This is a genomic window from Kitasatospora sp. NPDC127121 (assembly GCF_042677305.1).
GTDB lineage: Bacteria > Actinomycetota > Actinomycetes > Streptomycetales > Streptomycetaceae > Kitasatospora.
The window spans coordinates 1-25,273 of the sequence record NZ_JBHXTQ010000105.1; the positions used below are offsets into that span (position 1 = coordinate 1).

General features: G+C 72.6%; 20 protein-coding genes. 7 read left to right on the forward strand and 13 right to left on the reverse strand.

What is annotated here, in order from left to right; translation table 11 throughout:
* Nucleotides 1–24: 24 nt before the first annotated feature.
* The 8 genes from ACFVHI_RS33705 to ACFVHI_RS33740 all read right to left on the reverse strand — a co-directional run bounded on the left by ACFVHI_RS33705 (nt 25) and on the right by ACFVHI_RS33740 (nt 10,018).
* The gene (locus ACFVHI_RS33705) at nt 25–588 is read right to left on the reverse strand and encodes a hypothetical protein (RefSeq protein ID WP_063352588.1); all 564 of its coding nucleotides are present in this window, start codon (nt 586–588) and stop codon (nt 25–27) included.
* 317 nt (nt 589–905) lie between these two features.
* A complete protein-coding gene (locus ACFVHI_RS33710) occupies nt 906–2,660 on the reverse strand; it encodes an amidohydrolase (RefSeq protein WP_079136568.1) in 1,755 nt (584 codons plus the stop codon).
* Nucleotides 2,661–2,803: 143 nt separating this feature from the next.
* Nucleotides 2,804–4,249 carry an NADP-dependent phosphogluconate dehydrogenase gene (gene gndA / locus ACFVHI_RS33715; RefSeq protein ID WP_063352589.1) on the reverse strand — a complete coding sequence of 482 codons (1,446 nt, stop codon included), beginning with the start codon at nt 4,247–4,249 and terminating at the stop codon, nt 2,804–2,806.
* Nucleotides 4,250–4,310: 61 nt separating this feature from the next.
* Nucleotides 4,311–4,574 (reverse strand): hypothetical protein, encoded by a 264-nt coding sequence (locus ACFVHI_RS33720; protein WP_063352590.1) that lies wholly within the window; start codon nt 4,572–4,574, stop codon nt 4,311–4,313.
* Nucleotides 4,575–4,804: 230 nt separating this feature from the next.
* Nucleotides 4,805–5,908, reverse strand: coding sequence for a hypothetical protein (locus tag ACFVHI_RS33725; RefSeq protein WP_380345645.1), 1,104 nt, complete (start codon nt 5,906–5,908; stop codon nt 4,805–4,807).
* A 53-nt stretch (nt 5,909–5,961) separates the two neighbouring features.
* Complete coding sequence (locus ACFVHI_RS33730) at nt 5,962–7,920, reverse strand: DNA/RNA non-specific endonuclease (protein ID WP_380345647.1); 1,959 nt, start codon at nt 7,918–7,920, stop codon at nt 5,962–5,964.
* Nucleotides 7,917–8,561, reverse strand: coding sequence for a sensor domain-containing protein (locus ACFVHI_RS33735; RefSeq protein WP_380345649.1), 645 nt, complete (start codon nt 8,559–8,561; stop codon nt 7,917–7,919). The genes ACFVHI_RS33730 and ACFVHI_RS33735 overlap by 4 nt, the downstream gene beginning before the upstream one ends.
* A gap of 422 nt (nt 8,562–8,983) precedes the next feature.
* On the reverse strand, nt 8,984–10,018 hold the full coding sequence (locus tag ACFVHI_RS33740) for an NAD(P)-dependent alcohol dehydrogenase (protein ID WP_380345651.1): 1,035 nt from the start codon (nt 10,016–10,018) through the stop codon (nt 8,984–8,986).
* A 115-nt stretch (nt 10,019–10,133) separates the two neighbouring features.
* Here ACFVHI_RS33740 and ACFVHI_RS33745 point away from each other — a divergent pair, with 115 nt between their 5' ends.
* The 4 genes from ACFVHI_RS33745 to ACFVHI_RS33760 all read left to right on the forward strand — a co-directional run bounded on the left by ACFVHI_RS33745 (nt 10,134) and on the right by ACFVHI_RS33760 (nt 15,504).
* The gene (locus ACFVHI_RS33745) at nt 10,134–10,829 is read left to right on the forward strand and encodes a TetR/AcrR family transcriptional regulator (RefSeq protein WP_380345652.1); all 696 of its coding nucleotides are present in this window, start codon (nt 10,134–10,136) and stop codon (nt 10,827–10,829) included.
* 200 nt (nt 10,830–11,029) lie between these two features.
* The gene (locus tag ACFVHI_RS33750; RefSeq protein WP_380345654.1) at nt 11,030–11,776 is read left to right on the forward strand and encodes a tRNA-dependent cyclodipeptide synthase; all 747 of its coding nucleotides are present in this window, start codon (nt 11,030–11,032) and stop codon (nt 11,774–11,776) included.
* A gap of 201 nt (nt 11,777–11,977) precedes the next feature.
* Nucleotides 11,978–14,020, forward strand: coding sequence for a glycoside hydrolase (locus tag ACFVHI_RS33755; protein WP_380345656.1), 2,043 nt, complete (start codon nt 11,978–11,980; stop codon nt 14,018–14,020).
* Between the two features lie 182 nt (nt 14,021–14,202).
* Entirely contained in the window at nt 14,203–15,504 is a 1,302-nt protein-coding gene (locus ACFVHI_RS33760) for a glycosyltransferase (RefSeq protein WP_380345658.1), read from the forward strand.
* A 126-nt stretch (nt 15,505–15,630) separates the two neighbouring features.
* Here the strand turns inward: ACFVHI_RS33760 and ACFVHI_RS33765 are convergent, their stop codons facing one another.
* From ACFVHI_RS33765 to ACFVHI_RS33780, 4 genes are all read right to left on the reverse strand, one after another.
* Nucleotides 15,631–16,584 (reverse strand): YncE family protein, encoded by a 954-nt coding sequence (locus ACFVHI_RS33765; RefSeq protein WP_380345660.1) that lies wholly within the window; start codon nt 16,582–16,584, stop codon nt 15,631–15,633.
* A 132-nt stretch (nt 16,585–16,716) separates the two neighbouring features.
* Nucleotides 16,717–17,388, reverse strand: a complete 672-nt coding sequence (locus ACFVHI_RS33770) for a hypothetical protein (protein WP_380345662.1) — start codon at nt 17,386–17,388, stop codon at nt 16,717–16,719.
* Nucleotides 17,389–17,435: 47 nt separating this feature from the next.
* The gene (locus ACFVHI_RS33775) at nt 17,436–19,784 is read right to left on the reverse strand and encodes an MMPL family transporter (protein ID WP_380345664.1); all 2,349 of its coding nucleotides are present in this window, start codon (nt 19,782–19,784) and stop codon (nt 17,436–17,438) included.
* A complete protein-coding gene (locus tag ACFVHI_RS33780; RefSeq protein ID WP_380345666.1) occupies nt 19,781–20,659 on the reverse strand; it encodes a phytoene/squalene synthase family protein in 879 nt (292 codons plus the stop codon). Before ACFVHI_RS33780 ends, ACFVHI_RS33775 begins: the two co-directional genes overlap by 4 nt.
* Before the next feature lie 476 nt (nt 20,660–21,135).
* On the opposite strand from ACFVHI_RS33780, the gene ACFVHI_RS33785 reads away from it, so the two are divergent.
* The 3 genes from ACFVHI_RS33785 to ACFVHI_RS33795 all read left to right on the forward strand — a co-directional run bounded on the left by ACFVHI_RS33785 (nt 21,136) and on the right by ACFVHI_RS33795 (nt 24,521).
* On the forward strand, nt 21,136–23,070 hold the full coding sequence (locus tag ACFVHI_RS33785) for a PIG-L family deacetylase (protein WP_380345668.1): 1,935 nt from the start codon (nt 21,136–21,138) through the stop codon (nt 23,068–23,070).
* A 208-nt stretch (nt 23,071–23,278) separates the two neighbouring features.
* Nucleotides 23,279–23,917 (forward strand): ATP-dependent Clp protease proteolytic subunit, encoded by a 639-nt coding sequence (locus ACFVHI_RS33790; protein ID WP_380345670.1) that lies wholly within the window; start codon nt 23,279–23,281, stop codon nt 23,915–23,917.
* 1 nt (nt 23,918) lies between these two features.
* Nucleotides 23,919–24,521, forward strand: a complete 603-nt coding sequence (locus ACFVHI_RS33795) for a ClpP family protease (RefSeq protein ID WP_380345672.1) — start codon at nt 23,919–23,921, stop codon at nt 24,519–24,521.
* A gap of 91 nt (nt 24,522–24,612) precedes the next feature.
* Here ACFVHI_RS33795 and ACFVHI_RS33800 read toward each other — a convergent pair whose 3' ends face one another.
* Nucleotides 24,613–25,095: a helix-turn-helix domain-containing protein gene (locus tag ACFVHI_RS33800; RefSeq protein ID WP_380345674.1), complete on the reverse strand. Its 483-nt coding sequence runs from the start codon at nt 25,093–25,095 to the stop codon at nt 24,613–24,615.
* Nucleotides 25,096–25,273 lie beyond the last annotated feature (178 nt).

The following is a 25,273-nucleotide window of genomic DNA, read 5'->3' on the forward strand; positions in this document are numbered from 1 at the left end:
TCGCGTGACCGTCCGGGGTGGGGGTCAGCTCGGGAAGGGCCAGGTCGGGCACCACGGCCAGGTGATCTGGCCGGGGTAGGGCGGGCCCCACGGCGGGCACTTGGGCAGGGTCGGCGTCCCCGGGGCGCTGGTCCACAGGATCTTGCCGTTCAGCTGGACGGCGATCGCACCCTCGTTGTAGACGGCCAGTTCGGCGCCGGGGTTGCCGCCGGTGTTGCTGGCCCACAGCGGGGTGTTGGCGGCGGAGTACACGACGAGGTTGCCGTCGCCCTGCATGACCAGGATGTTGCCGTTGGGGATGGCGCCCTTGGCGACCCAGATCGGGGTGGTGTCGCGGTACAGGACGACGTTGCCGTCGCCCTGCATGGCCAGCATGATGTGGCCGTTCGGCGAGTACCAGGCCTGGTTGCGGTTCAGCAGGCTGTTCATCGGGATGTGGGTGGGCTCGGACAGCGCGGCGGTCACGGCGGCCGGAGCCGCGGTGGGGGCGGCGGCCTGGGCGGCGTCGGCGGTACCCGTGGTGAGGGCGCCGAACCCGATCGTGGCGAGGGCGGCCAGGGCGGCGACCCGGGAGCGGAGTCTGGACATGGGTGGGCTTGAAGTCCTTCCGGGGAAAGCGGAGTTGACGAAGTAGCGGGAGGGTTTCCTGTGGCGCCCGTCCCGCTGCGTCCGGCGCCGCACCGAACGTTAGGTCCGCGGCGCGCCGCCGATCGGCAGATCCACCGGCAGCTTCCCGCTCGCCCGCCCGCCCGCTCACCGCCTTCGACAGCGCCGGCACCGACTCGTGGTGCGGTAAGCGGGCGCTCCCAGCCCCCGCTGGGCCGCTTCGGTACGGTGCCGCCACCGCGACGCCAAAGCCTGACCCTGCCGGGGACCTCGGAGCTTCCCGGCCCGGCCCCGGACGCTCAGCAGCAGCCCCACTGCGGGGTGGGCGCGGTGGCCGGGATCGCGGAGGCCCGGGCGGCGGGTGCCGGCGGGTGGATGGTCGTTCCCGCCTTGATCGTCTCGACGACCTCGATGTCGCGGATCGCCTCCGGGTCGACCGTCAGCGGATTGGCGCTGAGGATCACCAGGTCCGCGAGCTTGCCGACCTCGATGCTGCCCTTGCGGTCCTGCTCGCCGTACTGGTGGGCGGCGTCGAGGGTGATCGCGCGGACCGCCTCCAGGGCCGACACCCGCTGCTCCGGCCCGAGGACGACCCCGTCGGTTCGGGTGCGCCGGGTCACCTGGCTGGACAGCACGGCGATCGAGTCGGGCAGCGCCACCGGCGCGTCGTGGTGCGAGGTGTAGCGCAGGCCGCGGTCGAGCGCCCAGCGGGCGGGGGAGATGGTGGCCGCCCGCTGCTCGCCGAAGACGGTCCCGCGGTACCAGTCGCCCCAGTAGTAGGTGTGCATGGAGAAGAAGGACGGCACGATCCCCAGCCGGGCGAACGCCTCGACCTGGTCCTCGCGGGCGGTCTGCGCGTGGATGGCCACGGTCGGGCGCCGGCCCGGCCCGGCCGCCTCGACCGCCCGGAGGAACTGGTCGATCGCCGCGTCGCCGTTGACGTGCGCCAGGACCTGCCAGCCCCGCTCGACCGCCGTGCTGACCTGCTTGTCCACCACCGTGCCGTCCGGCTCCGCCGGGTACCCGCAGTAGTCCTCGGGCTTCCCGGCCGGCGGCGTCAGGTACGGCGCGGTGAGCCACGCCGTGCGGCCCTGCGGCGAGCCGTCCAGCACCAGCTTCACCCCGGCCGCGCGGACGCCGTCCACGTACTCGTCGCTCACCCCGATCGGGTCGTCCAGCGCGGAGGACATCGCCTCGCCGGCCTTCACGTACGCGACCACGTCGACCGCGAACGGCACGGCGGCGGCCGTGTCCCGCAGCGCCTTGAGGTTGTCGAGGGTGGTGCCGCCCTCCTGGACGGTGGTGAAGCCGAAGCTCGCCGCCGTGGCCGCGCCGGTGATGAACAGCATCAGCAGTGCCCGTTCGGGCAGCCCCGCGAGCGCCAGGTCCGAGGCCGGGGTGAACGCCTTCTCCTCCAGGACCCCGTCGGGCTCGCCGTGCGCGGGCGGGACGGCGAGTTCGCGCCGCCGGATCACGCCGCCCTCGGGGTCGGGCGTGGCGGCCGAGTAGCGGAGCCGTTTCAGGCCGAGGCTGTTCACCGCGCCGAGGTGGAAGGACTGGTGGATGGCGAGCACCGGGCGGTCCCTGGACACCTCGTCGAGGTCCTCGCGGGTGGGGTGGCGGCCCTCGGCGAGCATCGCGTCGTCGTAGCCGAACCCGACGATCCACTCGGAGTCCGCGCCCACCGTGCTCCCGGCCCAGGCGCGCAGCTTGTCCTTCAGCGAGTCGAGCCCGGTGACGTCGCCGTCCGGTGCGGCCAGCAGGTTGGCGATGGTGGCCTGGAGGCCGATGCCGCCGAGGTGCCCGTGCGCGTCGACGAACCCGGGCAGCAGGGCGCGGCCCTCAAGGTCCCGTACGACGGTGTGCGGGCCGCTCCACTGGTCCAGCGCCTCCTGCCGGGGGCCGACGAAGACGATCGTGCCGTCCTTGACGGCCACGGCCTCGGGGGGCCGGGCGTCACTTTCGGCGCTCTCGGAGCTTTCGGCGCTTTCGGCGCTCTCGGCGACGGTGACGATCTCGCCGCCGTGGAGGATGAGGTCGGCCTGCTGGGCCATGCGGGTCTCCTGGAGGTAGGGGTTTGCGCCACGCTCCTACCCGTGGTGACCGCGGAATCACCTTCTGTGGCGCCGGTCTGTCCGTATGTCGCTCCCGCACGGCGGTTGCGGGTGTCTTCGGTGTCCCAGGTGTCCCGGGTGTCTCAGCGCTGCTCCTCCGGGCGGCCCTCGAGCTCCCAGCGGGTGTGGAAGGTCCCGTCCCGGTCGACGCGGCGGTAGGTGTGCGCGCCGAAGAAGTCCCGCTGGCCCTGCACCAGTGCGGCCGGGAGGCGCCCCGCCCGCAGGCCGTCGTAGTAGGCGAGCGCGGTCGCGAAGCCGGGGGCGGGCACCCCGAGTTCGACCGCCGCCGAGACGACCCGTCGCCAGGCCGACTGCGCGGAGCCGAGCGCCTCCCGGAAGTGCGCGTCGGTCAGCAGGGTGGGGCGCTCCCGGTCGGCCTCGTACGCGTCCCTGATCCGGTCCAGGAACCGGGCCCTGATGATGCAGCCGCCGCGCCAGATCGCGGCCATCTCGCCGGGGTCGATCTGCCAGGAGTACTCCGCGCTGCCGGCCTGGATCTGGTTGAAGCCCTGGGCGTAGGCCACCATCTTGGAGGCGTACAGCGCCTGCTCGACGTCGTCGGCGAACCGGTCCGATGCCGCGCTGTCGAGCCAGGTCTCGGTGGGGCCGGGCAGCCCCCGGCCGGCCTGCCGGAGCGGCACGCTGCCGGACAGCGCCCGGGCGAAGACCGCCTCGGCGATCCCGCTGACGGGCACGCCGAGCTCCAGCGCGCTCTGGACGGTCCAGCGGCCGGTGCCCTTCTGCTCGGCCTGGTCCAGCACGATGTCGACGAAGGGCTTCCCGGTCGCCGCATCGGTGTGGGCGAGGATCTCGGCGGTGATCTCGATCAGGTAGGACTCCAGGCGCCCGCCGTTCCACGCCCGGAAGACCTCGGCGATCGCGTCGGGTTGCAGTCCGGCTCCGTGCCGCAGCAGGTCGTACGCCTCGGCGATGAGCTGCATGTCGGCGTACTCGATGCCGTTGTGGACCATCTTGACGAAGTGGCCGGCGCCGTCCGGTCCGACGTGGGTGCAGCAGGGCTTGCCGTCGACCTTGGCCGCGATGTCCTCCAGCAGCGGTCCCAGGACCCGGTAGGCCTCCGGGGTGCCGCCGGGCATGATGCTCGGCCCCTCCAGGGCGCCCTGCTCACCGCCGGAGATGCCGCTGCCCACGAAGTGCAGGCCGCGTCCGCGCAGGGCCGCCTCCCGCCTCCTGGTGTCGAGGAAGTGCGCGTTCCCGCCGTCCACCACCACGTCGCCCTCGTCGAGCAGCGGTACCAGCTCGTCGATGACCGCGTCGGTCGGCGCCCCGGCCTTGACCATGATCACGATCAGGCGGGGGCGTTCCAGGGCCGCGACGAACTTCTCCGTGGTCTCGGCGGCCACGAACTCACCCTCGTGCCCGAACTCCTCCAGCAGCGCCGTGGTCCGCGCCAGCGTGCGGTTGTGCACGGCCACCCGGTAGCCGTGGCGGGCGAAGTTCCTGGCCAGGTTGCGGCCCATCACGGCCAATCCGGTGACGCCGATCCGGGCCGGTGCCTGCTCGGTCATGGCGGGAATCTCCAAGGGGGTCTCGGGGGCACAGGTGCTCGGGTGCTTGGGGCTGTCGGGACTACTCAGCGGAGAGCGCGAGGATCTCGTCCTCGGGAAGCTCGACGTACTCCTCGCCCTCCACCCGGATCTCCGATCCGGAGAGCCTGTTGAAGAGGATCTTCTCGCCGACCTTGACGTCCACCGGGTGCGGCTTGCCGCTCCCCAGCTGCCGGCCGGGCCCCACCGCCACCACCTCGCCCGTCCACGTCTCCGGGTCCTGCGGGGCCGAAACCCCGATCGGCTTGACGATCAGATGATCGTGCTTCGGGTGGAAGTCGGGCATGGCATGGTCCTCTCACGTAGCCGCCTGCGGCGCAGCCGGGGCCGCCCCCACACCTCGATTCTGCCGATCCGCGTCCGCGACCGCCCCACCAGCCGCTCGACGTCCACGCACCGGCGCGGCCGCTTCCCGCCGCCCGTCGCCCGCGGCGGGGCGGCCGAGTTTCCGGGCGCGGCATGCTCCGTTCGGGTCGCGGGGCGTCGGCCCGGGCGCAGCGCGGCGGCTCCGGTCGGCTACTGCAGCAGTGCGGCGTGCGGGTGGTCCGGGGCGGCCGGGCACGCGTAGATCTGCTGGTTGTACCCGTCGCCGACGGTGATCATGGTCGGTGCCGCAGGGTCGGGGTGGACGGCGTCCCGGTTCGCGGCGGCCCAGGTCGTGGCGTCCCGGTTCGTGGCGGCCCGGTCCTCGTACGGGATCCAGCTGTGGACGTCCGCGCGGTGCTCCTTCGTGGCGATGGTCAGCATCGGGTCCATCCGGCAGCCACAGGCGCGGCAGTACTGCGGAGCGGGGTCGGTGAAGCTCCAGGGCGCCCAGCCGCCAGCCTTCCAACCGGGGGCGACGGACAGCTCCCAGTCGTAGTACCTGTCCTCCGCCCCGTCGTAGGCACTGCCCGGCTCCGCGCCGGTCTTCCGCCGCGCGCTCCACGCCCGGACCTGCGCGCGCAGGTCCGGGTCGAGCTCCGCCGCCAGCGGGTACTCGGTGACCTGCTCGGGGGAGACCAGGCACGGCTGCGGCAGGTAGTCCTCGTACTGGATCGCGGGCGGCTGCGGAGGCGCGGTGAGGACCTCGCCGACCGCGGTGGCGGATCGCCAGAACAGCTCGGTCCTCGGCATGCTCTCCCAGGAGTAGTCGAAAGGGTGCTCGAATGGGTGGTCGAAGGGATGGTCGAAGGGACACCACAGAACCTGGAGCAGGTCCGCACCTTCGGGCGGACGCAGGTCGGGCACCTCGCGGACGTACAGCTGGGCCACGGCCAGCATCGCGACCGGCCCCTGCGGGCACGGGCGGCCGGCGCCGGCCCGATCCAGCACGGCGCGCTCCTGCGGGGTGTAGGAGCGGGCACCCGCTGGCCGGCTCCGGGCGGCCGCCCGGATCTCGCGCAACAGCCGGACATCCGCCGGGGAGGTCGCCGGCAGCACGGCCGGCACCCGGTGCGTGCCCTCGCAGTGCGGCCACGGCTCGGCGGCGGGCCACAGCAGTGGACCTCCGACCGAGCTCTCCCGCGGGGACGGCGATCCGGGCCGCGGGTGCAGCCGGGTCGCCGTCCGGGCCAGCGGGGCCAGTTGTGGGAAGGCCGCCACGATGTCGTCCGGCCTCGGCGGGGTGGTGCGGGTCATGCCGGCCTCCCAGCCGTACCGGTTCCGGTTCCTCGGTCCCCAGTTGCCCGGTCTCAGTTCCCCAGACCGGGCCCGCCGTTCTCGGGGATGTTCAGAAGGGTCTGCTCGTTGAAGACGGGCAGTGACGTGCCGTCGGGCAGCTGGACCGTGGCGCTCATGCTCGCGCCCCACGGGATGGTGCTGCTGTCGTCCCGGTAGAGGGGCGTCACCACGTAGTACACGGCGGCGTTCCCGTCCGCGGACAGCGCGTTCACCTCCTTCTGGACCCTGGCCTCGAACATCCTCATGCTGATCCCCTTGATGTTCAGCCCGAGCTGGTAGCACGGGACGAGGTTGATCCAGTCCTCCTTGTGACTGCCCCTCCCCCCGAGGACGTTGGCGATCAGGTGGCAGCGGGCGAGGCCACCGCCGGGGGACTGCGCGTTCGCGTCCTCCCAGCCCGTGATGTCGCCGGCGGCCTCGTCCCCCTTGACCAGGGGGTTCGTCAGGCAGGCCTCCGCCTTGCCGGCCCTGGTGGCCGGCGCGGGGGCCCGGGTGCCGGAGGGGCTCGGGCCCGCGGTCCGGTTGCGACTGGGCACGGACTGCTCGGTGTTGAGGATCCATCCGCTGCCGCTCGGCCTGCCCCGGGGTTGGGTCAGGCAGGCGGCCTTGCCGGAAGGGGAGGGCGACGGGCTCCCGGGGCCGGTGTCCGGGGGCTCCGGCGCGGGTTGGACGGTCTTGATCTCGTCGATGACGAGCTTCACGCCGGCCTTGTACGCGACGAGCTTGCCGCGGCGGTTCATGGCGGTCTTGAAGACCTCCAGGGCGGGGGCCGCGGCGGCCCCCGGCATCTGGACCTGGAGGGCCGTGTAGTTCCCGTCGGGCTTGCGGACCAGCCCGTCGTAGGCGATGGACGGGCTGCCGAGCTGCGCCGCCTGTGCGGCGGGAAGCTGCCCGACGGCCTCGGGCAGCAGGTACGCCGTGCCCGGGCGCATGTCGACGGTGGTGCCGGCCTGTTTCGCGTAGGCCTTCAGGGCGGAGGTCCGGGGCTGCTGGTACGGGCTGTCGGCGGTGCCGGCGGCGTCGGAGGTGTCGACGGTGTCGACCCCCCGCCTCCGGCTCTGGGACTGGCTCTGACCCTGGTTCTCGCTCTGGTTCTGCCTTTGGGACGGGGCTTGAGCGCGGTGCTGCGGAGGGGCGGCCGCGTCACCGCCCTGGTCCATCGCCGCCGCCGGGTCCGGTGGATTGTCGGCGAGGCTCTGGGTGGCCTGGGCCATCTGCTGGAGCAACTGCTGCGCCCGGGGCTGGAGCTGCTGCTCCTTGGCCTGGAGCTCCTTGGCCTTCGCCTCCTGGGCCTTGGCGGCGGCGCTGAGCTGGGACTGCCTGGAACCGAGCTTGGACTCCTCCTGCCCGAGCTGGGACTGCTCGCTCTCCAGACTGCCCTTCTCGGCCTGGAGCTGCGCCTGTTCGCTCCTCAGCTCGCTCGCCTCGGCGTCGTACGCGCTGGACGCGGCGGCCTGCGCGGGCAGTTGGAAGGTGTGCGGCTTGTTGTTGTGGGCGTCGATCCTGGAGGCCAGGGCCGCCGCGCGCGTCCCGAAGCTGCCGGCCTTCTGCTTTGCGGCAGTGGCCTTGGCCTCGAACGCCGCAGTGTCGTTGCGCAGGGCGGCGGCATCCTTGGTGATCTGCTCCGCCTCGGCGACCACGGCCTTGCCCTGTTGCGCGATCTCCGCTTCCTGCCGGTTGAAGTCCTCGATCTCCCGGATGAGGTCCGCCGAGGCGGCCGCGACGTCCCCGGACGGGACCAGGAGAGCGACGCCGCCCGACTGGGCCGCGACGGCCGCAGTGCCGGTGGCCGCGAACGCGGGCGCTCCCGCGCCGACGACCGGCACCAGCACGGCCGCCAGCACCAGGAGAACGACGCGCCGTGCGGTGGTCCGTACGGTCGTCCGTATGGCCGTCCGCACGGTCGTCCGCACGGTCGTCCGTACGGTTCGCCGGCGGCGGGCGGCCGGCCCGTACGGGGACGCGGTCATCCGCTCACCTTCCCGGTGAGCTCGTCGGCGAGCTTCGCGGTGGTCGGCTGGCCGTCGCCCGCCTGGCAGACGGCGACCTGGACCAGACTCGTGCCCTTCACCCGCGCCTGGTGGTGGCAGGCCCACTGCGCGCCGCCGTCCTGTGCGCCGTCCTGCGCCGCCGTCCACGCCACGGCGACCTCGGTGGGAGGGTGGGCCGTGTAGGCCCACTTCGCGGTACGACCTGCCTGGTCGGTGACCGTCGAGGACGGGCACTTGGTGAGGCCGTCGGTGAGCGCCTGGAAGGCCGCGCCGGTCTTCTCGCTGTCCGGGAACACGCCGATGACCTGGTTCACGGTGTAGGCGCCCGTGGCCCCTGCGTCCTGGTAGGTCGCCGACAGGAACGCGGTCCACGCCTGTCCGTAGACCGACTGGGTCGTCGGTCCCGCCGCGACGGCGCACTCCGACGGCGACACGGCGAGCGGGGCGTGCGGACGGTTCGACTGCGGGCCGGCGACCAGCGTCGTCCCGGCCAGCCGACTGACGATGTCAGGGCTCACGAGGTCCGCTTGGACCGTACCCGCGGCCACGTGCGGCGGCAGGTTCGTCGGCTGCTGCGGCCAGAACCACCACCCGACGCCGGCCAGGACGAGGCAGGGCACGACCGCGGCCACGATCAGCTGCCAGTGGCGCGGTACCCGAGCGAGCCGGGGCCTGCCCAGGCCTGCCGTCGGCGCGTGCTGCGGAACCGGCGGCGACTGAGGCTGCGGCTGTGACTGCGGCGACGGCGACGGCGTCGCGCCGGATGCCGGCGGCGGCCCAGCAGGATGGGCCGCCCCAGCGCCTGCCGGGCCATCACCGCCCGGGCCCGTCGGTGGCGAAATGATGTAGTCGGCGTCTTCGGCCACGCTGATCTCCCCCACGACACGCCGCCATCCGGGCGACTCAGGTTGCGTTCTGTAAACGAAGCCGGTACATACCGTCACTCATCCAGCGCAGTGGGGCAAGACCTTCCGGTCGGATTTGAGGACCGTCTGAGCATTTCGCCGAAACCGTGAACTGTCGGTCAGCGCCCAGGAATTGGTCATTCGGCGGGCAGGGTGAGTGCCACCTTGCCGGTGGCGCGGGCGTCGAGGAGGTGGCGGACGGCTGCGGCGGTCTCGGTGAGGGGGTAGACGCGGGCCACGACGGGGTTGAGGGTGCCCGCGTCGATGAGTGTGGTCAGGTCGCGGAGCCCGTCGGCGTGTTCGGAGGCGATGAAGGTGCCCAGGTGCTGGCCGGTGAACGGGGACAGGAGCTGCGCGCGGAGCTGCCGGTCGGTGCCGCCGAGCCAGCGGCCGTTCGTCTCGCCGCCGGTGATGACCAGCCTGCCCCGGGGAGTGAGGGCGCGGCGCAGGTCGCGCAGGCTGCGGTTGCCCGCGATGTCGATGACGGTGTCGTAGCGTCGCGGGCCGGCGAGGAAGTCCTCGCGGGTGTAGTCGATCACGTGGTCGGCGCCCAGGGCCCGTACGGCGTCGAGCTTGGGGGTGCTCGCGACGGCCGTGACCAGGGCGCCGAGGGCGTGGGCGAGTTGGACGGCGAAGGTGCCCACGCCGCCGGCGGCTCCCGTGATCAGGACGTGTCGGCCCGGCTGGACCTCGCCCTTGTCGCGTACCGCCTGGAGTGCGGTGAGCGCGCTGACGGGTACCGTCGCCGCTTGCTCGAAGGTGAGCGCGGCCGGCTTGGGGGCGATCCTGTCGGAGCGGGCGACGGCGTATTCGGCGAACGCGGCGGACGCCGTCCCGTACACCTCGTCGCCGGGGGCGAACCCCGTCACGCCGGGGCCGACCGCCTCGACGACGCCGGCCAGGTTGCGGCCGGGATTGGGGAGCTTCGGCCTGCGTAACCCGCTCACGGGCCGGACCGCGTACGGCAGTCCGGCCATCAGGTGCCAGGTGCCCCGGTCGATGCTGGAGGCGCGCACCCGGACCAGTACCTCGCCGGGTCCGGGGCCGGGCCGGGGGAGGCGCGCCGTGCGCAGCACGGCTTCCGGCTGGGCGCCGTAGCGCTCCTGGACGACGGCCACCATCGTCCTGGCCTCGCTGCTGCTCCCGCTGGTGGTCGCGGTCGGCTCGCGCATGTCCCGCATCGTCGCTGCTCCCGGTCTCTGCTGGCGCTCACTTACGCTGTAAGTACAGCACTTACGGCGTAAGCTCGCAACGATGGCAGGCCACCAGAGGAAGCGACCGTCCACCGTGCCCCGACGTACCGACCCGAAGCCGACCCCGACCCCGCAGTCGACGCCGCCGCCGACCCGCGCGACCCTCACCCGCCAGCGGGTGCTCCGGGCCGCCGTCGAACTGGCCGACGCCAAGGGCTTGGAGACGCTCAGCATGCGCAAGCTCGGCGAGGCCGTCGGAGTCGAGGCGATGTCCCTCTACAACCACGTGGCCAACAAGGAGGACCTGCTCGACGGCATGGTCGACCTGGTCTTCGGCGAGGTCGAACCGCCCGTGCCCGGCGACGACTGGCGACAGGCGATGCGGCAGCGGGCGATCTCCCTGCGCCTCGTGTTGTCCCGCCACCGCTGGGCGATCGGGCTGATGGAGTCACGGTCGACTCCGGGCCCGGCCACCCTGCGCCACCACGACGCCGTCCTCGGCTGCCTGCGTCGCGCCGGGTTCTCCCTCGCCCTGACCGCCCACGCCGTCTCGGTGCTCGACAGCTACATCTACGGGTTCGCCTTGCAGGAGAAGACCCTGCCCTTCGACTCCCCGGAGGAGACCGCCGAACTGGCGGACGCCATCGTGAGCGGCTTCGGCGCAGGCGAGTACCCGTACCTGGCCGAGATCGCGACCGCCCACGTCATGCGCCCCGGATACGCCTACGGCGACGAGTTCACCTTCGGACTGGACCTCATCCTCGACGGCCTCGGACGAGCCGCGCGCTGACGGGTCGCCGGGTCCCCGTGACGGCCGCCCCCTGTTGTCATCGGCTGTCTGCCAAGGTCAGGGGCCCTGGCGTGCCCATGCCTCACTGCCCCTGAGCCGTAGGTGAGTTGAAGTAATTTGACGGTCGGTCAGGCGAAATCTAACGTCGACCCCGCACCGATCAGTCGCTCACTCGTTCGACAGTCCGGAGGGGTTTTCGCATGCCTCCTTACGAACAGACTCCTGTCGGCATATCAGGAATTTCCGAGAATCGACCGAAAACCTCCTACAAGGCGAGTGTCGACTCGGTCTCCCCTCCGGCCCGGCGGACCGGACTGGCGGATCAGGGGCAGTGCTTCCTCGGCGTCAGCCTGGAGAACGGCAATTTCGTTCCGGACAAACTCGCTGCGATGCTCCGCTGGACAGCCAGGCGGTTCCCCCGTTGCACGGTGCTGGTCGGGGACAGCATCCACCGGATCACCCTGGCGTCCACCCGGGGCCTGCCGGAGGACGAGGCGCTCTCCCGGGCGCTGGCCCTGGGCGACCGCTTCATCGCCGACACCCGGGCCCTGTTCGCGGCCGAACGCGAGCAGACCGAATTCACGTTCCTGCGCTGCTCCGAAGTGCAGCAGTGGAATTCCTACGCGAAGCACCATCGAAGCCTCACCGACTACCACCGGGCCGACCGAAAATTCCGGGAGTCCGTGGATGCGTTCGGGCGGCGCTTTCACGCCAGGTATGCCGGCCGAGTTGCCGAGGCCGACCTGGAGAGGCGGGTCGAAATGTCCGCACAGTACTTTCTGGAGGAGTCGGCAATATTCGCGTGCCTTGTCCAGGAAGGACTTTCTGTCATGGTCTACCCCGGTTCGTTCGGCACCCTTTCGGAGATCACCGACGGGCGGCACCCGGACGCTCCGGAGGAACTGCGTCGGCTGACCGTCGTCTCGCTCGATCTGCGGAGGCGTTGACGGCGTCCCTCGTCCCACGCCCAGGCCATGGCCGCGCCGGGGTGCCGTCACCGTGACCAGTGGTCAATGGTCGGTTCTTAAGGACTTCTTAGGAGTCCTCCGTATCACTGTGTCATGCACACCGGTACTCATACGTCATCTACGCCATCCCTTGCGGGCCCCGCCCGCCGGCACGTTCCGCGCGCCGTTCTCGTCCTCGCCGTGGCCACCGCGCTGGTGTCCGGAACCGTGGCGAGCGCCAGCGCCAGCTCCGCCTCGCAGATGCGGGTGCGGGTCCATGACGGGCGCGTCGACGTGCCGGTACGCGGCGGCACCGCCACCGTCGACGCGGCCACGCTGCGGGCCGAGGCCCGGACCGAGGACGGGCGGGTGGTCCTGCTGTCCGCTCCGGCCGACCAGGGGCTGGGCAGGGCGAGCGACCCGGTCAGGACGGCGAGCGGCGCGGCCTGGTCGTATCCGGAGAAGGGCCTGCGGGCCGAAGTCCGCGCCGATCACGGCCGGTTGCTGGTCACCCTCACCGGGACCGGCGGCGACACCTCGGTGCGGTGGCCGGTGACCGCCGCCGATCCGGCCGCCGCCGAGGTCCAACTCCCGCGCGGCGAGGGGCTGTCCCTTCCCGTCGACGACCCGTTCTGGAACTCCTCCGACGGGGCGCTGGTCGGCGAGGAGCAGGAGCTGAGCTCGCAGCTGTCCATGCCGATGTGGGGCTACACGCTCCGCGCCGGCCGGGCCGGCGTCAGCTACATCGTCCCCACCGACATCGGCACGTCGCTGACGTTCGCCTCCCAGGACGGCCGGCTGCGGGCCACGGCCGAGCACGGGTTCGCCGCCGGGAACGGCACCGGCACGTACACCGTGGCCTTCTCCCTCACCGACGGCTCCCCGGTGGCCCCGGCCGTGGACTACCGCAACTGGCTCTCGGAGCACGGGCAGTTGGGCAGCCTGAGCGAGAAGATCAAGCAGAACCCGCAGACCGCGAAGCTGCTCGGCGCCTTCCACGCCTACGCCTGGGGCGGCGCCCGCCGGCCCGCCTACCTCGACCGGCTCAAGGAACTGGGCGTCTCCCGGCTCTGGCTCGGCTACGACTCCGACGACTCCCCGATGACGGGCGAGGACGTCAAGGCCGCCGAGGCCGCCGGCTACCTGGTCGGGCCGTACGACTCCTTCGCCAACGGCCAGCAGAAGACGGACGACTCGTCCCCCAACTCCGTCTGGCCGGACGACGTCTACCCCCGGTTCTGCGTCCTCAGGGCCGACGGGACGCCGCAACCCGGCTTCCACAAGAAGGGCTGCTACCTCAGCTCGCAGGCGTTCGAGCAGGCCGAGCCGCAGCAGCACTACCTGGCGGACCGCACCCGCTCGCTGGTCGCCAACGGGGCCGACAGCTACTTCCTCGACGTGGACGCGGCGGGTGAGCTCTTCCGGGACTTCGACCCCGGCCACGCGATGACCATGGACGAGGACCGTGCCAACCGGCTCGCCCGGATGCGGCGCCTGACGGACGGCTCGTACGACGCGTCCACGGGCCGGCCCGCCCCGCTGGTCCTGGGCTCGGAGTCCGCAGGCTCCTGGGCCAACCAGGTGCTGGCCTTCGACCACGGCTCGGGCACCCCGGTGGACGGGCGGCTGTGGGCGATGGAGTCCGGGCACTTCGACAACGGGCCGCAGGACCCCAAGGACGACGGCGCCTGGGGCGGCTACGCTCCGGAACAGGCCGCCGCCACCTTCTTCAAGCCGGTGCGGACCACGGACTTCAAGCCCGAGCACCAGGCCAGGGTGGCCGCCGCCCTGAAGGCGATGTACGACCCGCGGTACCGGGTGCCGCTGTACGAGACGGCGCTGCACGGGTCGCTGGTCAACGTCGAACGCTGGGAACTGCCCTTCGGCAAACTGCCGGAGCAGAAGACCACGCGTGCGCTGCTGGCGATGCTCGACAACACCCCGCTCAACTTCGTGCTCAGCGACAAGGACCCGCGCGACGGGCAGAACCAGCGGGAACTGGCCGCCCTGCAGCAGTACTTCGCGCCGCTGCACCAGGCGGCCGGCACCCGGCAGCTGACCTCCTTCCGTTGGCTGACCGGCGACCACCTGGTGCAGCGGACCGTCTTCGGCGACGGCACGCTGACCGTCACCGCCAACTTCGGCAGCACGGTCCACGACGGCCTGCCGGGCGGCTGCGTGGACGCCACCGTGCGCGGACGCCCGGGCACCCAGCGGCTCTGCCCGGCCGACGTGGTCTCCTGACGACCTGACGATCCAGCGGGACGGGCGGCCTCGCCCGTCCCGCCTGGCCCCGCCGCCCCGCCGCCGGTGTCGGTGTCGGGTGGACGCGGCGTGGTGGGCTAGCCTGCGCTGTGGGCCGGGTGCACGGGGAGGACCACGGGGTGCGCACGGACCGGCCGAGGAACAACTATGGGGGGTTTCACATGTCCAGGATCATCACTGCCGCCATGCCCGCGCACGGGCACACCGCGCCGATGCTGGCGATCACCGCCGACCTGGTGGCGCGCGGGCACGAGGTGGTCTTCCTCGGCGGGGCGCGGTTCGCCGGGGCCGCCGAGGAGACCGGGGCGCGCTTCGTCGCCCTGCCGCCGGAGGCGGATTTCGACGACCGCCGGATCAACGACTCCTTCCCGGGTCGGTCCGAACTGCCGCCCGGGCCGCAGCGGTTGGCCTTCGACGCCCGGAACATCTTCATCGACCCGGTGCCCGCGCAGTACCGGGCGCTGCGCGCGCTGCTGGCGGAGTTCCCGGCCACGGTCGTGCTCGGTGACTGCTTCTTCCACGGCGCGGTGGCTCTGGCGCTGGCCCATCCGCGCGACGAGCGGCCGGCCGTGGTGGGCATCGGGGTGTCCCCGCCGATGCTGCAGAGTGTCGACACCGCGCCCTTCGGGCTTGCGCTGGCGCCCCAGGCGGGACCGGAAGGGCTGGCCCGCAACCGGGAGTTGAACGCCGAGGCGGCACTGCGCGGCGAGCCGCTGCGGCAGTACGCGGCCGAGGTCTTCGCCGGAGTCGGGGCCGAACTGCCGCCGGGGCCCCGGGCGAACGCCGCCGTCACCGGGCCCGACCACTACCTGCAGCTGACCGTCCCGGGGTTCGAGTACCCGCGCAGTGACGCGCCGGCCTCGCTGCGCTACATCGGCGCGCTGGCTCCGCAGAGCCGGGTCGAGGCTGAACTGCCGCAGTGGTGGCCGGAGTTGACGTCCGACCGATCGGTCGTGGTGGTCACCCAGGGCACCCTGGCCAATGACGACCTGACCGAGCTGCTGGTCCCCGCGGTGCGGGCGCTGGCCGACCGCCCCGACCTGCTGGTGGTCGCGGCCACGGTCCGCCCGGACGGGCCCGAGCTGCTGGCGCAGGCGCTCGGCGGCCTGCCGGACAACGTGCGGGCCGCCGGCTACCTGCCGTTCGACCGGCTCCTGCCGCATGCCGACGTGTTGATCAGCAACGGCGGCTACGGCGGTGTCCACACCGCGCTGGCCTTCGGGGTGCCGCTGGTGGTCGCGGGCGGCAGCGAGGACAAGCCCGAGGTGGCCGCCCGGGTGGCCTGGCGCGGTGTCGGCGTCGACCTGCGCACCGGGCGCCCGGGCGAGCCGGAGCTGCGCGAGGCCGTCGACCAGGTCCTGGCCGACCCGGCCTACCGCGCCAACGCCGCCGACCTGGCCGCCGAACTCGCGGCCCACCAGCCGTTGACGGCGATCGCCGAACTGGTGGACTCGCTCGGCTGACCGCCGAGGGTGCCGCCGGGAGCTCGGGGAGATCGATCGGCCGGGGGAAGCCGCCCGCCCCCGGCCGGGGGCGATCTCGTCGCCCGGGCGGCCACCGCTCCCGACTGCGCGCGTGTGCGTGTGGGCTCAGCGGATGCTGATGCCCACCATGGCACGGCTCTTGGGGAAGTCGATCGGGGCGCCGTCGATCGTGTTGGTGGTGGTGTCCACGACGCTGACGGCGTGGCCGAAGCCGTGGGCGATCCACAGTTGTTTGCCGTCGGGGGTGAGTGCGGAGCCGAGCGGGTCGCGGGTGACCTTGATGGGGTCGCCGATCCGGGCGGCCTTCTGGGTGTCGACGATGGCGATGGCGTCTCCTGAGGAGCAGGAGACGTAGCCGCGGCTGCCGTCGGTGTTCAGGGTGATGTAGGCGGGGCCGTCGCAGGCGCTGATGGGCTTGCCGACGGGCTGGTCGGTCGCGGCGTCGAGGACCAGCACCGTGCCCGCGCGGGTCATGGGGACGTAGAGGTACTTGCCGTCCGGAGTGACCACCGGTCGGCCGAGTTCGTCCTTGAGGTCGACGGGCTGCGTGACCTTGGCGCCGGTCTTGGTGTCGAAGGCCTCGATCAGGTGGCGGAACGTGTAGGTCAGGTAGAGCCGGTTGCCGTCCGGGCTGATGGCCAGCCGCATGTCCCCGGTACTGGCCAGCCCACCGATCGGGGTGCCCACCGTCCAGGCGTTGAGGTCGATCCGGGTGATCTGGTTGCTGAAGCCGGCGGCGTAGAGGGTGCTGTCGTCGGAACTGATCACCATCCCCCTGACCTTGCCGACCTTGAGCGGGTCCCCGGCCTGCTTGCCGGTCTTCACGTCGTAGCGGACGACCGTGCGGTCCACCGGGAGGAACACCACGGCGTACTTGCCGTCCCTGGTCACGGCGATGTCCCTGCCGTACTTGGCGGTGCTGATCGGGTCGCCGACCAGGGTGCGGTCCTTGGTGTTGAACTTGTAGATGAGGCTGTTGTCGATGTCGTAGGTGTAGGCGATGGGGACGTCCGCCGCCTGGGCGGAGGTCTGCCGTCCCCAGGTCAGGGCTGCGACCACGGCCGCGGCGGTGAAGGCGGCGGTGATCAGAGTGGCGCGGCGCAGTCGTGGCCGGGAGCGGTGTGGCGGGGGGAGTCGTCGGCCGTGCTCTGGTCGGTCATGGGGGAGGCCTTTCCGGGTCGGGAGTGCGGATCACTTGGTGGTGGTCTTCGCGGTGGCGCTGCCGGTGCCGTGGGCGATCTCGTCGCCCGGCTCGAAGACGCTCACCCCGAACTTCTTGTTGAAGGTGTCGGCGGCGCCGGGCGTGACGTCGCATCCCACGTCGTCGGTCGTCGCGCTCGAGCCGCTGACGGTGACGTCGGAGGAGCGGTCGGGGCAGGTGAGCAGGGGGACCTTCTGGCCGTCGAGCGTCACGTCGACCTCGCCGGTGGCCAGGTTCTCGGTCATCTGGGTCACCTCCACCTGCTGGCCGCTGGTCCCGTTGTCCGCGCCGGCCTCGTCGGTGGGGGTGAAGACGACGTCGTCCTGGCAGCTGACGGTGCCGGTGAGGGCGCCGTCGGGCATCAGGTTCGCGGTGCCGCCGGCGCCGGAGCAGTGGGTCTCGTCGTCGACGAGCCCCGTGGTGTCCCCGCCCTTCTGGTTCTCCTGGATGCCGGCCTGGTCCAGCGTCAGGCGCGCGCGACCGGTGAGCTCGACGTCTGCCTGGCCGTTGGACAGTGCGAGGTCCTGCTCGGCGGCGGCAGCCGCGGCGCGGGCCTGCGCCGAGGCGTGGGAGTCGAAGGTGCCGGGCGGCGCGGTCAGGCCGGCCACGGTGATCGCCACGGCGGCTGCGGAGAGGGCCAGTACATATCGACCGGTGCGCATGCTTTCTCCTGGTTCGAGGAAGTGCGGGGCAATTATCGTTCGCACACTTACAGGCCCTGCTTGGATACGCCGTCATCCCCGCGCGACGCGCGGGTGCGGAACCAAATCGGAGGAGCCGGAAGCCACCAGTTCCATTCCCCCAGCAGGCGCATGACGGTGGGCACCAGCAGCAGGCGGACCACGGTGGCGTCGAGCGCGACGGCCACGGCGAGCGCGAAGCCGATCTCCTTGATCTCCAGCGCCCGGTCGGCGAGCAGGCCGGCGAAGAGCAGCACCATCACCAGCGCGGCGGTGGTGATCGGGCGCGCGGTGCGCTGCAGCCCCAGTGCCACGGCGCGGGTGTTGTCACCGGTGGCCAGGTACTCCTCCCGGATCCGGCGTACCAGGAACACCTCGTAGTCCATGGACAGTCCGAACAGGACGGCGAAGACGATCACCGGCAGATACGCCTGCACGCGGCCCGTCGAGGTGAACCCGAGCACGCCCTGGGCCCAGCCGTGCTGGAACACCGCCACCGTCAGGCCGTAACTCGCCCCGGTGGCCAGGAGGTTCATCGCCACGGCCTTCAGCGGCAACAGCAGGCTGCGGAACACGAAGACCAGGTAGCACAGGGACAGCGCCAGCACGGAGCCGATCACCCACCACACCGTCGCGGACACCTCCCGCGTGATGTCCAGCAGCAGCGCGCCGAACCCGCCGACCGCGACCGGGGTGCCCGACTGGCGCAGCGGCTCGGTCAACTCCCTGATGCGACGCACCAGTTCGACGCCCGCCGGAGAGTCCGGGGCGACGGCCGGGACGACCACCACCATGGTGAGGTCGCGGCCGTTGTCGACGGCCTGGACGACGGCCGCCTGCGGCTGCGCGCGCAAGGCATCCAGGAGCGCCGGCAGCTGGGGGGCGGGCCCGGCGGCGGTATGCGGGACCATCACCGTCACCTGGCCCGCCGCTCCGGCGAGCGCGTCGCTCTCCAGGACCGCCAGAGCCGCGCCGGAGGGGGTGCCGGCCAGTGCGTGGCGTCCGAAGTCGACGCCCAGGCTCAGGCCCAGGGCCGGGGCCGCGGAAGCGCCGAGCAGGGCGAGGCCGACCAGCAGGTAGGGCACCGGACGCCGCATCAGGCGCCGCGCCCAGCGGGCCCACGGCTGCCCCTCCGCATCGCCGACGTCCTGGCGGGCCGGACGGCGGCCGGGCAGCGCGCCGCGCCCCAGCCAGCGGACGGCCCCGGCGAGGCCGGCGGGCAGCAGGGTCAGCGTCGCGGCCAGGACCACGGCCGTCACCGTGCAGGTCCCGGCGGTGAGGTCGCGGAAGACCCGGGAGGGCAGCAGCAGCATGCTCGTCGCGGCGGCCGCCACCACCGCGCCGGAGTAGCAGACCGTCCGGCCGCTGGTGGCCAGCGCCCGGCCGGCGGCCTGTTCCGGTGGGGCGCCGGCGGCGATCTCCTCCTGGAAGCGGACGACGACGAACAGCGCGTAGTCGATGCCGATGCCGAGCCCCACCACCGTCACCACGGTCACCAGCAGGGTGTCGGGACGCAGCGTCGGATCGATCAGCCCCACCGCGGCGATCAGACCGAAAGTGAGCGCGATGGCGGCGCCGGCCAGCACCACCGGGACCAGGGCCGCGCCCACCGTGCCCAGGCCCAGCAGCAGCACCACCAGGGCCACGATCACGGCGACGCCCTCGACATCGCGCAGATCGGCGAGTTCGACGGAGCGCAGGTCGTCGTTGACCGGCGTCCTGCCGACCAGGGCGGCGCTGACCGCGCCGTCGCTGAAGTGCTGCGCCACCCGCCCCACCTGGGCCTGCTGGGCGCCGATCCGCTCCTGGCGTCTGCTCTCGTCACCGCCGAGCCCGACCAGCGCGTAGGCGTTGTGAGGATCATGGCGCAGCCGCGAGAGGGCGGCCATCAGCGCGCCGACATCGTCCGCGGGGGGCGAGGCCGCCGCCTGCTCGGCGGTCGGGAGCACGGCCACGGCCCGGACGCCGTGCTGGTGCCGGAGCGCGGCCGCGGTCCACGCGACCGTGTCGGCGTAGCGGGGATCGGTGGCATCGAGCTGCTCGGAGTGGAACACCAGCAGGAGCTGCTCGGACCCCAGCAGCGGAAAGCCCCTGGCGGCCAGCCCGTCCGCCCGCACCGACTCCGATCCGTCGACGCGGACGACGGGGGCGCGCAGCGAGTACAGGAAGTGCGGCAGCAGCCCGATCGACGCGGCGACCGCCAGCAGCCAGACACCGCAGACCAGCCCCCGCCGGCGCGCCGAGCACACGCCCAGCCGGTACAGGAGGGGAGGACGCGACAGGGGGCCCGGCGCCTGCGGCGGCGCGGGTGCCGGTTGGGTGGGTACGGGGTGGGTGGGTGCGGGCTGGGCGGGGAGTGTGACCTCGTGGGCGCTCACGGGCGTACCGCAACTGCGGCGCCGACCGGCGGGTGCAGCAGGCTGCGCACCGGGATCGCCGCGGTGCGCGGTGCCGCGGTCCAGGCCTTGGCGCCCACCGCCTGGCTGCCGCGACGCTCGACCCGCTCCAGCGGTGCGCGCAGCAACGCCGCTCCGGCCTGCAAGGCCGCACGGCTGGCCGGGTGCACCAGGTCGAGGACGTCGAGGCCCTCCTCCCACAGCGTTCGTGCCCGTGAGACCTCGAAGCGCAGCAGCTCGCGCACCGCGGCACTGCTGCGCTCCGCGGCGAGGTCGTCGTGGGTGAGCCCGAAGCGCTCCAGGTCCTCCAGCGGCAGGTACAGCCGGCCCATCCGCAGGTCCTCGGCGATGTCGCACACGATGTCGGTGAACTGCGCGGCCTCCCCGAGCCGGGTCATCGCCTGCTCGGCGGCGGGTGAAGGATCCTCGAAGACGCGGAGCAGGATCCGGGCCGGGGCGCCGCCCACGGCCCGCAGATAGGGCCGGAGTTCGGCGAACGTCGGGTAGTGGGCGGGGGACAGGTCCATCCGCAGGCCGTCCACGTAGGCCATCAGGTCCTCGACGCGGATGCCACGGCTGTGCACCGTGTGCGTCAGCGCACGTGTGATCGGATCTCCCGCATTACCGTCGCCACCGCCTTCGAGAGCTGCGGTGAGGTGTTCGGCCCACCGTTCGAACTCTTCGGCCCGGCCCGGCCGGTCACCCCCGTCCACCAGCTGGTCGGCGTGCCGGCCGAACGCGTAAGCCGCCCACAGGTGCGGGCGCACCGCCGGCGGCGCGCAGCAGCTCGCCGCCCAGTAGGCCCGCCCGTCCACCGAGATCAGCATCCGCCGGCAGAACTCGTACGATTCCCGCAACGTGTGATCGGTGATGCCGGCCCGGTCCAATGACCAGCGGTCCAAATACAACGGAACTCCTACGGCGAGTGGTCGGACTGCCGCTCCGAGCCGGCGGCCGCACATCTCCTGAAGGGCCGTCCGGGCGCGGCCCCGCAGGTGGGGCGCCGAAGCGGGCTCATCGTCGCGCAGGTCGATCGGCGTGGATTTGGTGACACGCCGTCACATCACGCGACCGGCCTCCCCCTACTCGGCCGCACAGAGCTGGATTCAGTTTGTCGTCTTATCGCCCGCTGGTCCGATTCCACCTGTGCGGGAACGGGCTCTTCCGGAAATGCGCCCGATGGGCAGGAAGTGAACGAAGTGACGTGATTGTGCGTCAATTGACTTTTCCCCCCGGCGATTTGCTCGATTCGTCCCACGGCATTGCCTGTCCGACAATGCGCTAACCTCGTCCTGGCGTGATCACATGCCGATCTCGAATTGGGGGGAATCACATGGCAATCGGACGACGGCAACTCCTCACCTCCGTCGCGCTCACCGCCCTCGCCGCGCCCGTCCTGGCCAAGGGGACCGCGACCCGCGCGGCTGCGGCCGTGGGGGCGGCCGCGGCCGCCGCCTCCGGGCCGCTGTTCCTACAGGTCGTCGCGCACGAGGACGACGACATCCTGTTCATGAACCCGGACCTGTCCAACGCGCTCGCCAACGGCACCCCGTCCGTCACGGTGTTCGTCACCGCGGGCAACGCGACCGGCGACCCGTGCGCCACGTCCTGCTGGGACACCGCCGGCGAACCGCTGCGCACCTGGAACCGCCAGATGGGCGCCGTCAACGCCTACTCCCGGATGACCGGGGTCGGCGACACCGACCCGGCGACCGACGAGGTCGGGCACTGGACGGCCGAGGCGTGGACGGTCGCGGGCAAGCAGGTCGAGCGGTACGTCCTCAAGGGCCGGCCGGTGCACCTGATCTTCCTCAACCTGCACGACGCCGGGCTCGGCGCCGTCCTGGCCGGCGGCACCGACACCACGGTCGTCCCGGTCGGCAGCCCGCTGTCCGGGCCGTCGACCTACACGGCGGCGGACGTCGTCGAGGTGCTGCGGCAGATCATGGTGACGTACCAGCCGACCGTGCTCCGGGCCCAGGACGAACTCCCGGACAGCCGCTACTCGGGCGACCACTCGGACCACGTCTCCGCCGCGAAGTTCGCCGGCCAGGCGGCCCTGCTGTACGGCGGCCCGCTGATCCAGGTGAACTACCGGGACTACAACATCAGCGACTCCCCGGTGAACCTCGACCCGGCGACGACCGGCGCCAAGGGCGTGTTCGTCTCCGAGTACGCCAGCCACGACCACTCGGGGAACTACTCCGACGCCTGGTACTCCCGGATGTACTACCGCTGGTCGCGGGGCACCTCCTGGGCCGGGTTGAACCAGGACGGCCGACCGCAGGTCTTCGTCGTCCGGGCCGGCGCCCTCTACACGTACTGGCGTCAGGGGGACGGCAGTTGGGGCGCTCCGGTGCGGATGGCCGACCCGGGCGGGCGACTGGCGCCGGGCATCGCGGTCGGCACCAACGCCGACGGCCGGCTGGAGGTCTTCGCCCGCCGCCTGACCGATCACCACATCATCTCCCTGCCCCAGGGCACGCCCAACGGCTGGTGGTGGAACAGCTGGGCCGACCACGGCAACCCCAACACCGGGCTCGGCAACGAGGACCAGGTCGGCGTGCCCGTGGTGGCCAACTCCCAGGACGGGCGGCTGGAACTGTTCGTCAAGAACGGCGGGGGCGGCCTCAGCAGCATCCGGCAGACCACCCCGGGCGGGGTGTGGACGGGCACGTGGACGGACCTGGGCGGCACCGACCTCCAGGACCCGGTCACCGCGATCCGCAACGGCGTCGGGGCGATCGAGGTGTTCGCCAGCACCCGCACCGGAATCCTCGGCTGGCGGCAGGGCGCCCCGAACGGCGCCTTCGGCGGCCCTGGTCCGATCCCCGGCGCCCGGCCGGCCAGCCCGCCCAAGGCCGCGCTCGACCAGGACGGCCGCATCGAACTCGCCTACCGCGAGGCCGGCACCGGGGCGATGCTCGTCAGCTACCAGACCCGGCCCGGCGGTGAGTGGAGCCAGTCCCCGGCCCCCCTCGGCGGAGACGGAGGAGTGGGCGAGCCGGCGGCGGCCACCGCCGGCGGACGGGTCGTCCTGTTCGAGCGCAACCGCGGCGGCGGCGTGAGCACCACCGCCCAGACCGCCCCGAACTCCGGCTACGGCACCTGGCAGGACCTCGGCGGCACCGTCCTCGACTACCCGGCCGCGCTCGTCGACGGCGGCGGTGTCCTCCACGTGTTCGCGATCGGTTCGGACGGCCGCGTCTACTACCGCGCGGGCACGACGCCCACCACCTTCGGCGGCTGGCAGGGCCTGCCGGTCTGACCCTCCCGCCTCCGCCCCGCTCGGGGCCCGGCTCCGGCTGGGCTCCGAGCAGGGCCCCGAGCGGGACGCGGCCGTGTGCGGGCCGTCGCCTCTGCCCGTGGCGAATCTGCGGCGGGCAGAGAAAACGCATCCGGAGGTCTCCCGGGGTCAAGAGTGGAGTCGAGGGCAAGCCCGCCTCGACACCTCGACACCTCGACAAGGAGACCGGATGACTCCCCTCACCACGTTCGCGCCCCGCGCGGAGGAGGGCGGCACGCCGCCCAGCCGCTTCGACGACCACCTCGCGGCGCAGCTGCTCGCCCAGCGGATCGTCCTCCTCGGCACCCAGGTCGACGACGTGTCGGCCAACCGGGTGTGCGCGCAGCTGCTCCTGCTGTCGGCGGAGGACCCGCGCACCGACATCGGCCTCTACGTCAACAGCCCCGGCGGGTCGGTCACCGCGGGGCTCGCCATCTACGACACCATGCGGCTCATCCCGAACGACGTCTCGACGCTGGTGATGGGGTTCGCCGCCAGCATGGGCCAGTTCCTGGTCACCGTGGGGGCGCCCGGCAAGCGGCTCGCGCTGCCGAACGCGCGGATCATGATGCACCAGCCCTCGGCGGGCATCGGCGGCACCGCCGCCGACATCGAGATCCAGGCGGAGAACCTCCAGTTCACCAAGAAGGCCATCGAGCGGATCACCGCCGAGCACACCGGGCAGAGCGAGGAGACGATCGCGCGCGACGGCGACCGGGACCGCTGGTTCACGGCCGAGCAGGCCAGGGAGTACGGGATCGTGGACCGGGTGGTGGAGTCGGTCGCCGACATCCGCCCGGCCGCGTCGCGCCGACGGATGGGGCTGTGACATGGGGTCGTACACGGTTCCCTACGTGATCGAGCGGACCGCGCAGGGCGAGCGCTCCTACGACGTCTTCAGCCGGCTGCTGAACGAGCGGATCATCTTCCTCGGCACCGAGATCGACGACGGGGTCGCCAACGTGGTCATCGCGCAGCTCCTGCACCTGGAGTCGGAGAGCCCGGAACGCGAGATCTCGATCTACCTCAACTCGCCCGGTGGATCGTTCACTTCGCTGATGGCGATCTACGACACGATGACGTTCGTGCAGGCGCCGATCTCCACGTTCTGCGTCGGTCAGGCGGTGTCGACGGCGGCGGTGCTGCTGGCCGGCGGAGACCACGGGCGGCGGTTCGTGCTCCAGCACGCGCGGGTGCTGCTCGGCCAGCCGGCTAGCGGTGGCCGGCAGGGGACGGTGTCCGACCTCAGCCTCGCGGCGAAGGAGATGGTCCGCACCCGCTCGCAGGTGGAGGAGGTGCTGTCCCGGCACACGCGGCACGACGTGGCGACGCTGCGCGCGGACATGGACCGGGACAAGGTGTTCACCGCCGAGGAGGCCGTCGCCTACGGGCTCGCCGACGAGGTGCTGAGCCGACGGCTCGCGTTCGGCTGACTCCGCGCGGCCGTGGCCGGTACGGCGGGGTGCACCACCGTCGTACCGGCCTTCGGCCGGGTCAGGCCGGGTCAGGCCAGGCCCGATCAGGTCAGGCGGCGAGGCAGAGCCCGTCGTACTGCCCCGTGGGCGACGTGCGGCCCCGGTCCAACCGGCTTCGGCCCACCTGACTGCGGCCCACCCCGCTCCGGCCCGCCTGGCTCCGGGTGTGTCGGGTCAGCTCGTCCTGGGCGAGCGAGAGCAGGTCGGCGAGGCCGAGTCCGAGGGCCCGCGCGGCGGCCGCGAGGACCTCGGAGGAGGCCTCCTTGCGCCCGCGTTCCAACTCCGACAGGTACGGGATCGAGATCCGGGCCGCCTCCGCCACGTCCTTCAACGTCCTTTCCTGGGCGAGCCGTTCGCGGCGCATCGCATCGCCGACGAGGTCGCGCCACAGGGGTTCCCTCGGCGCGGGCGCCGGCGCCGGTGGCGCTCCCGCCGGCCGCTGCGGGGCGCGGGTCGCCCCGCCGGAACCGGGCGACGAGGTGTGCGGGCGCAGGGGGATGACGCGGGCTTCGTTCGGCGCATGAGTGCTCACCCCTCCAGCCTAGGGATCCGGGGCGTCGGGGGAAGGGAGTGGCGTTCTGCCCTGGGTGAAGCCGTCCGGGCCGCGCCGCCGGGGGGGGGGGCGGGGGCAGAGCGGGCGGGGCCGGCGGGGGGGGGCGCCCGGGGCGGTTGGGGTGGGGGGGCGCGGGGGGGGGGGCGGGGCCGCGCCG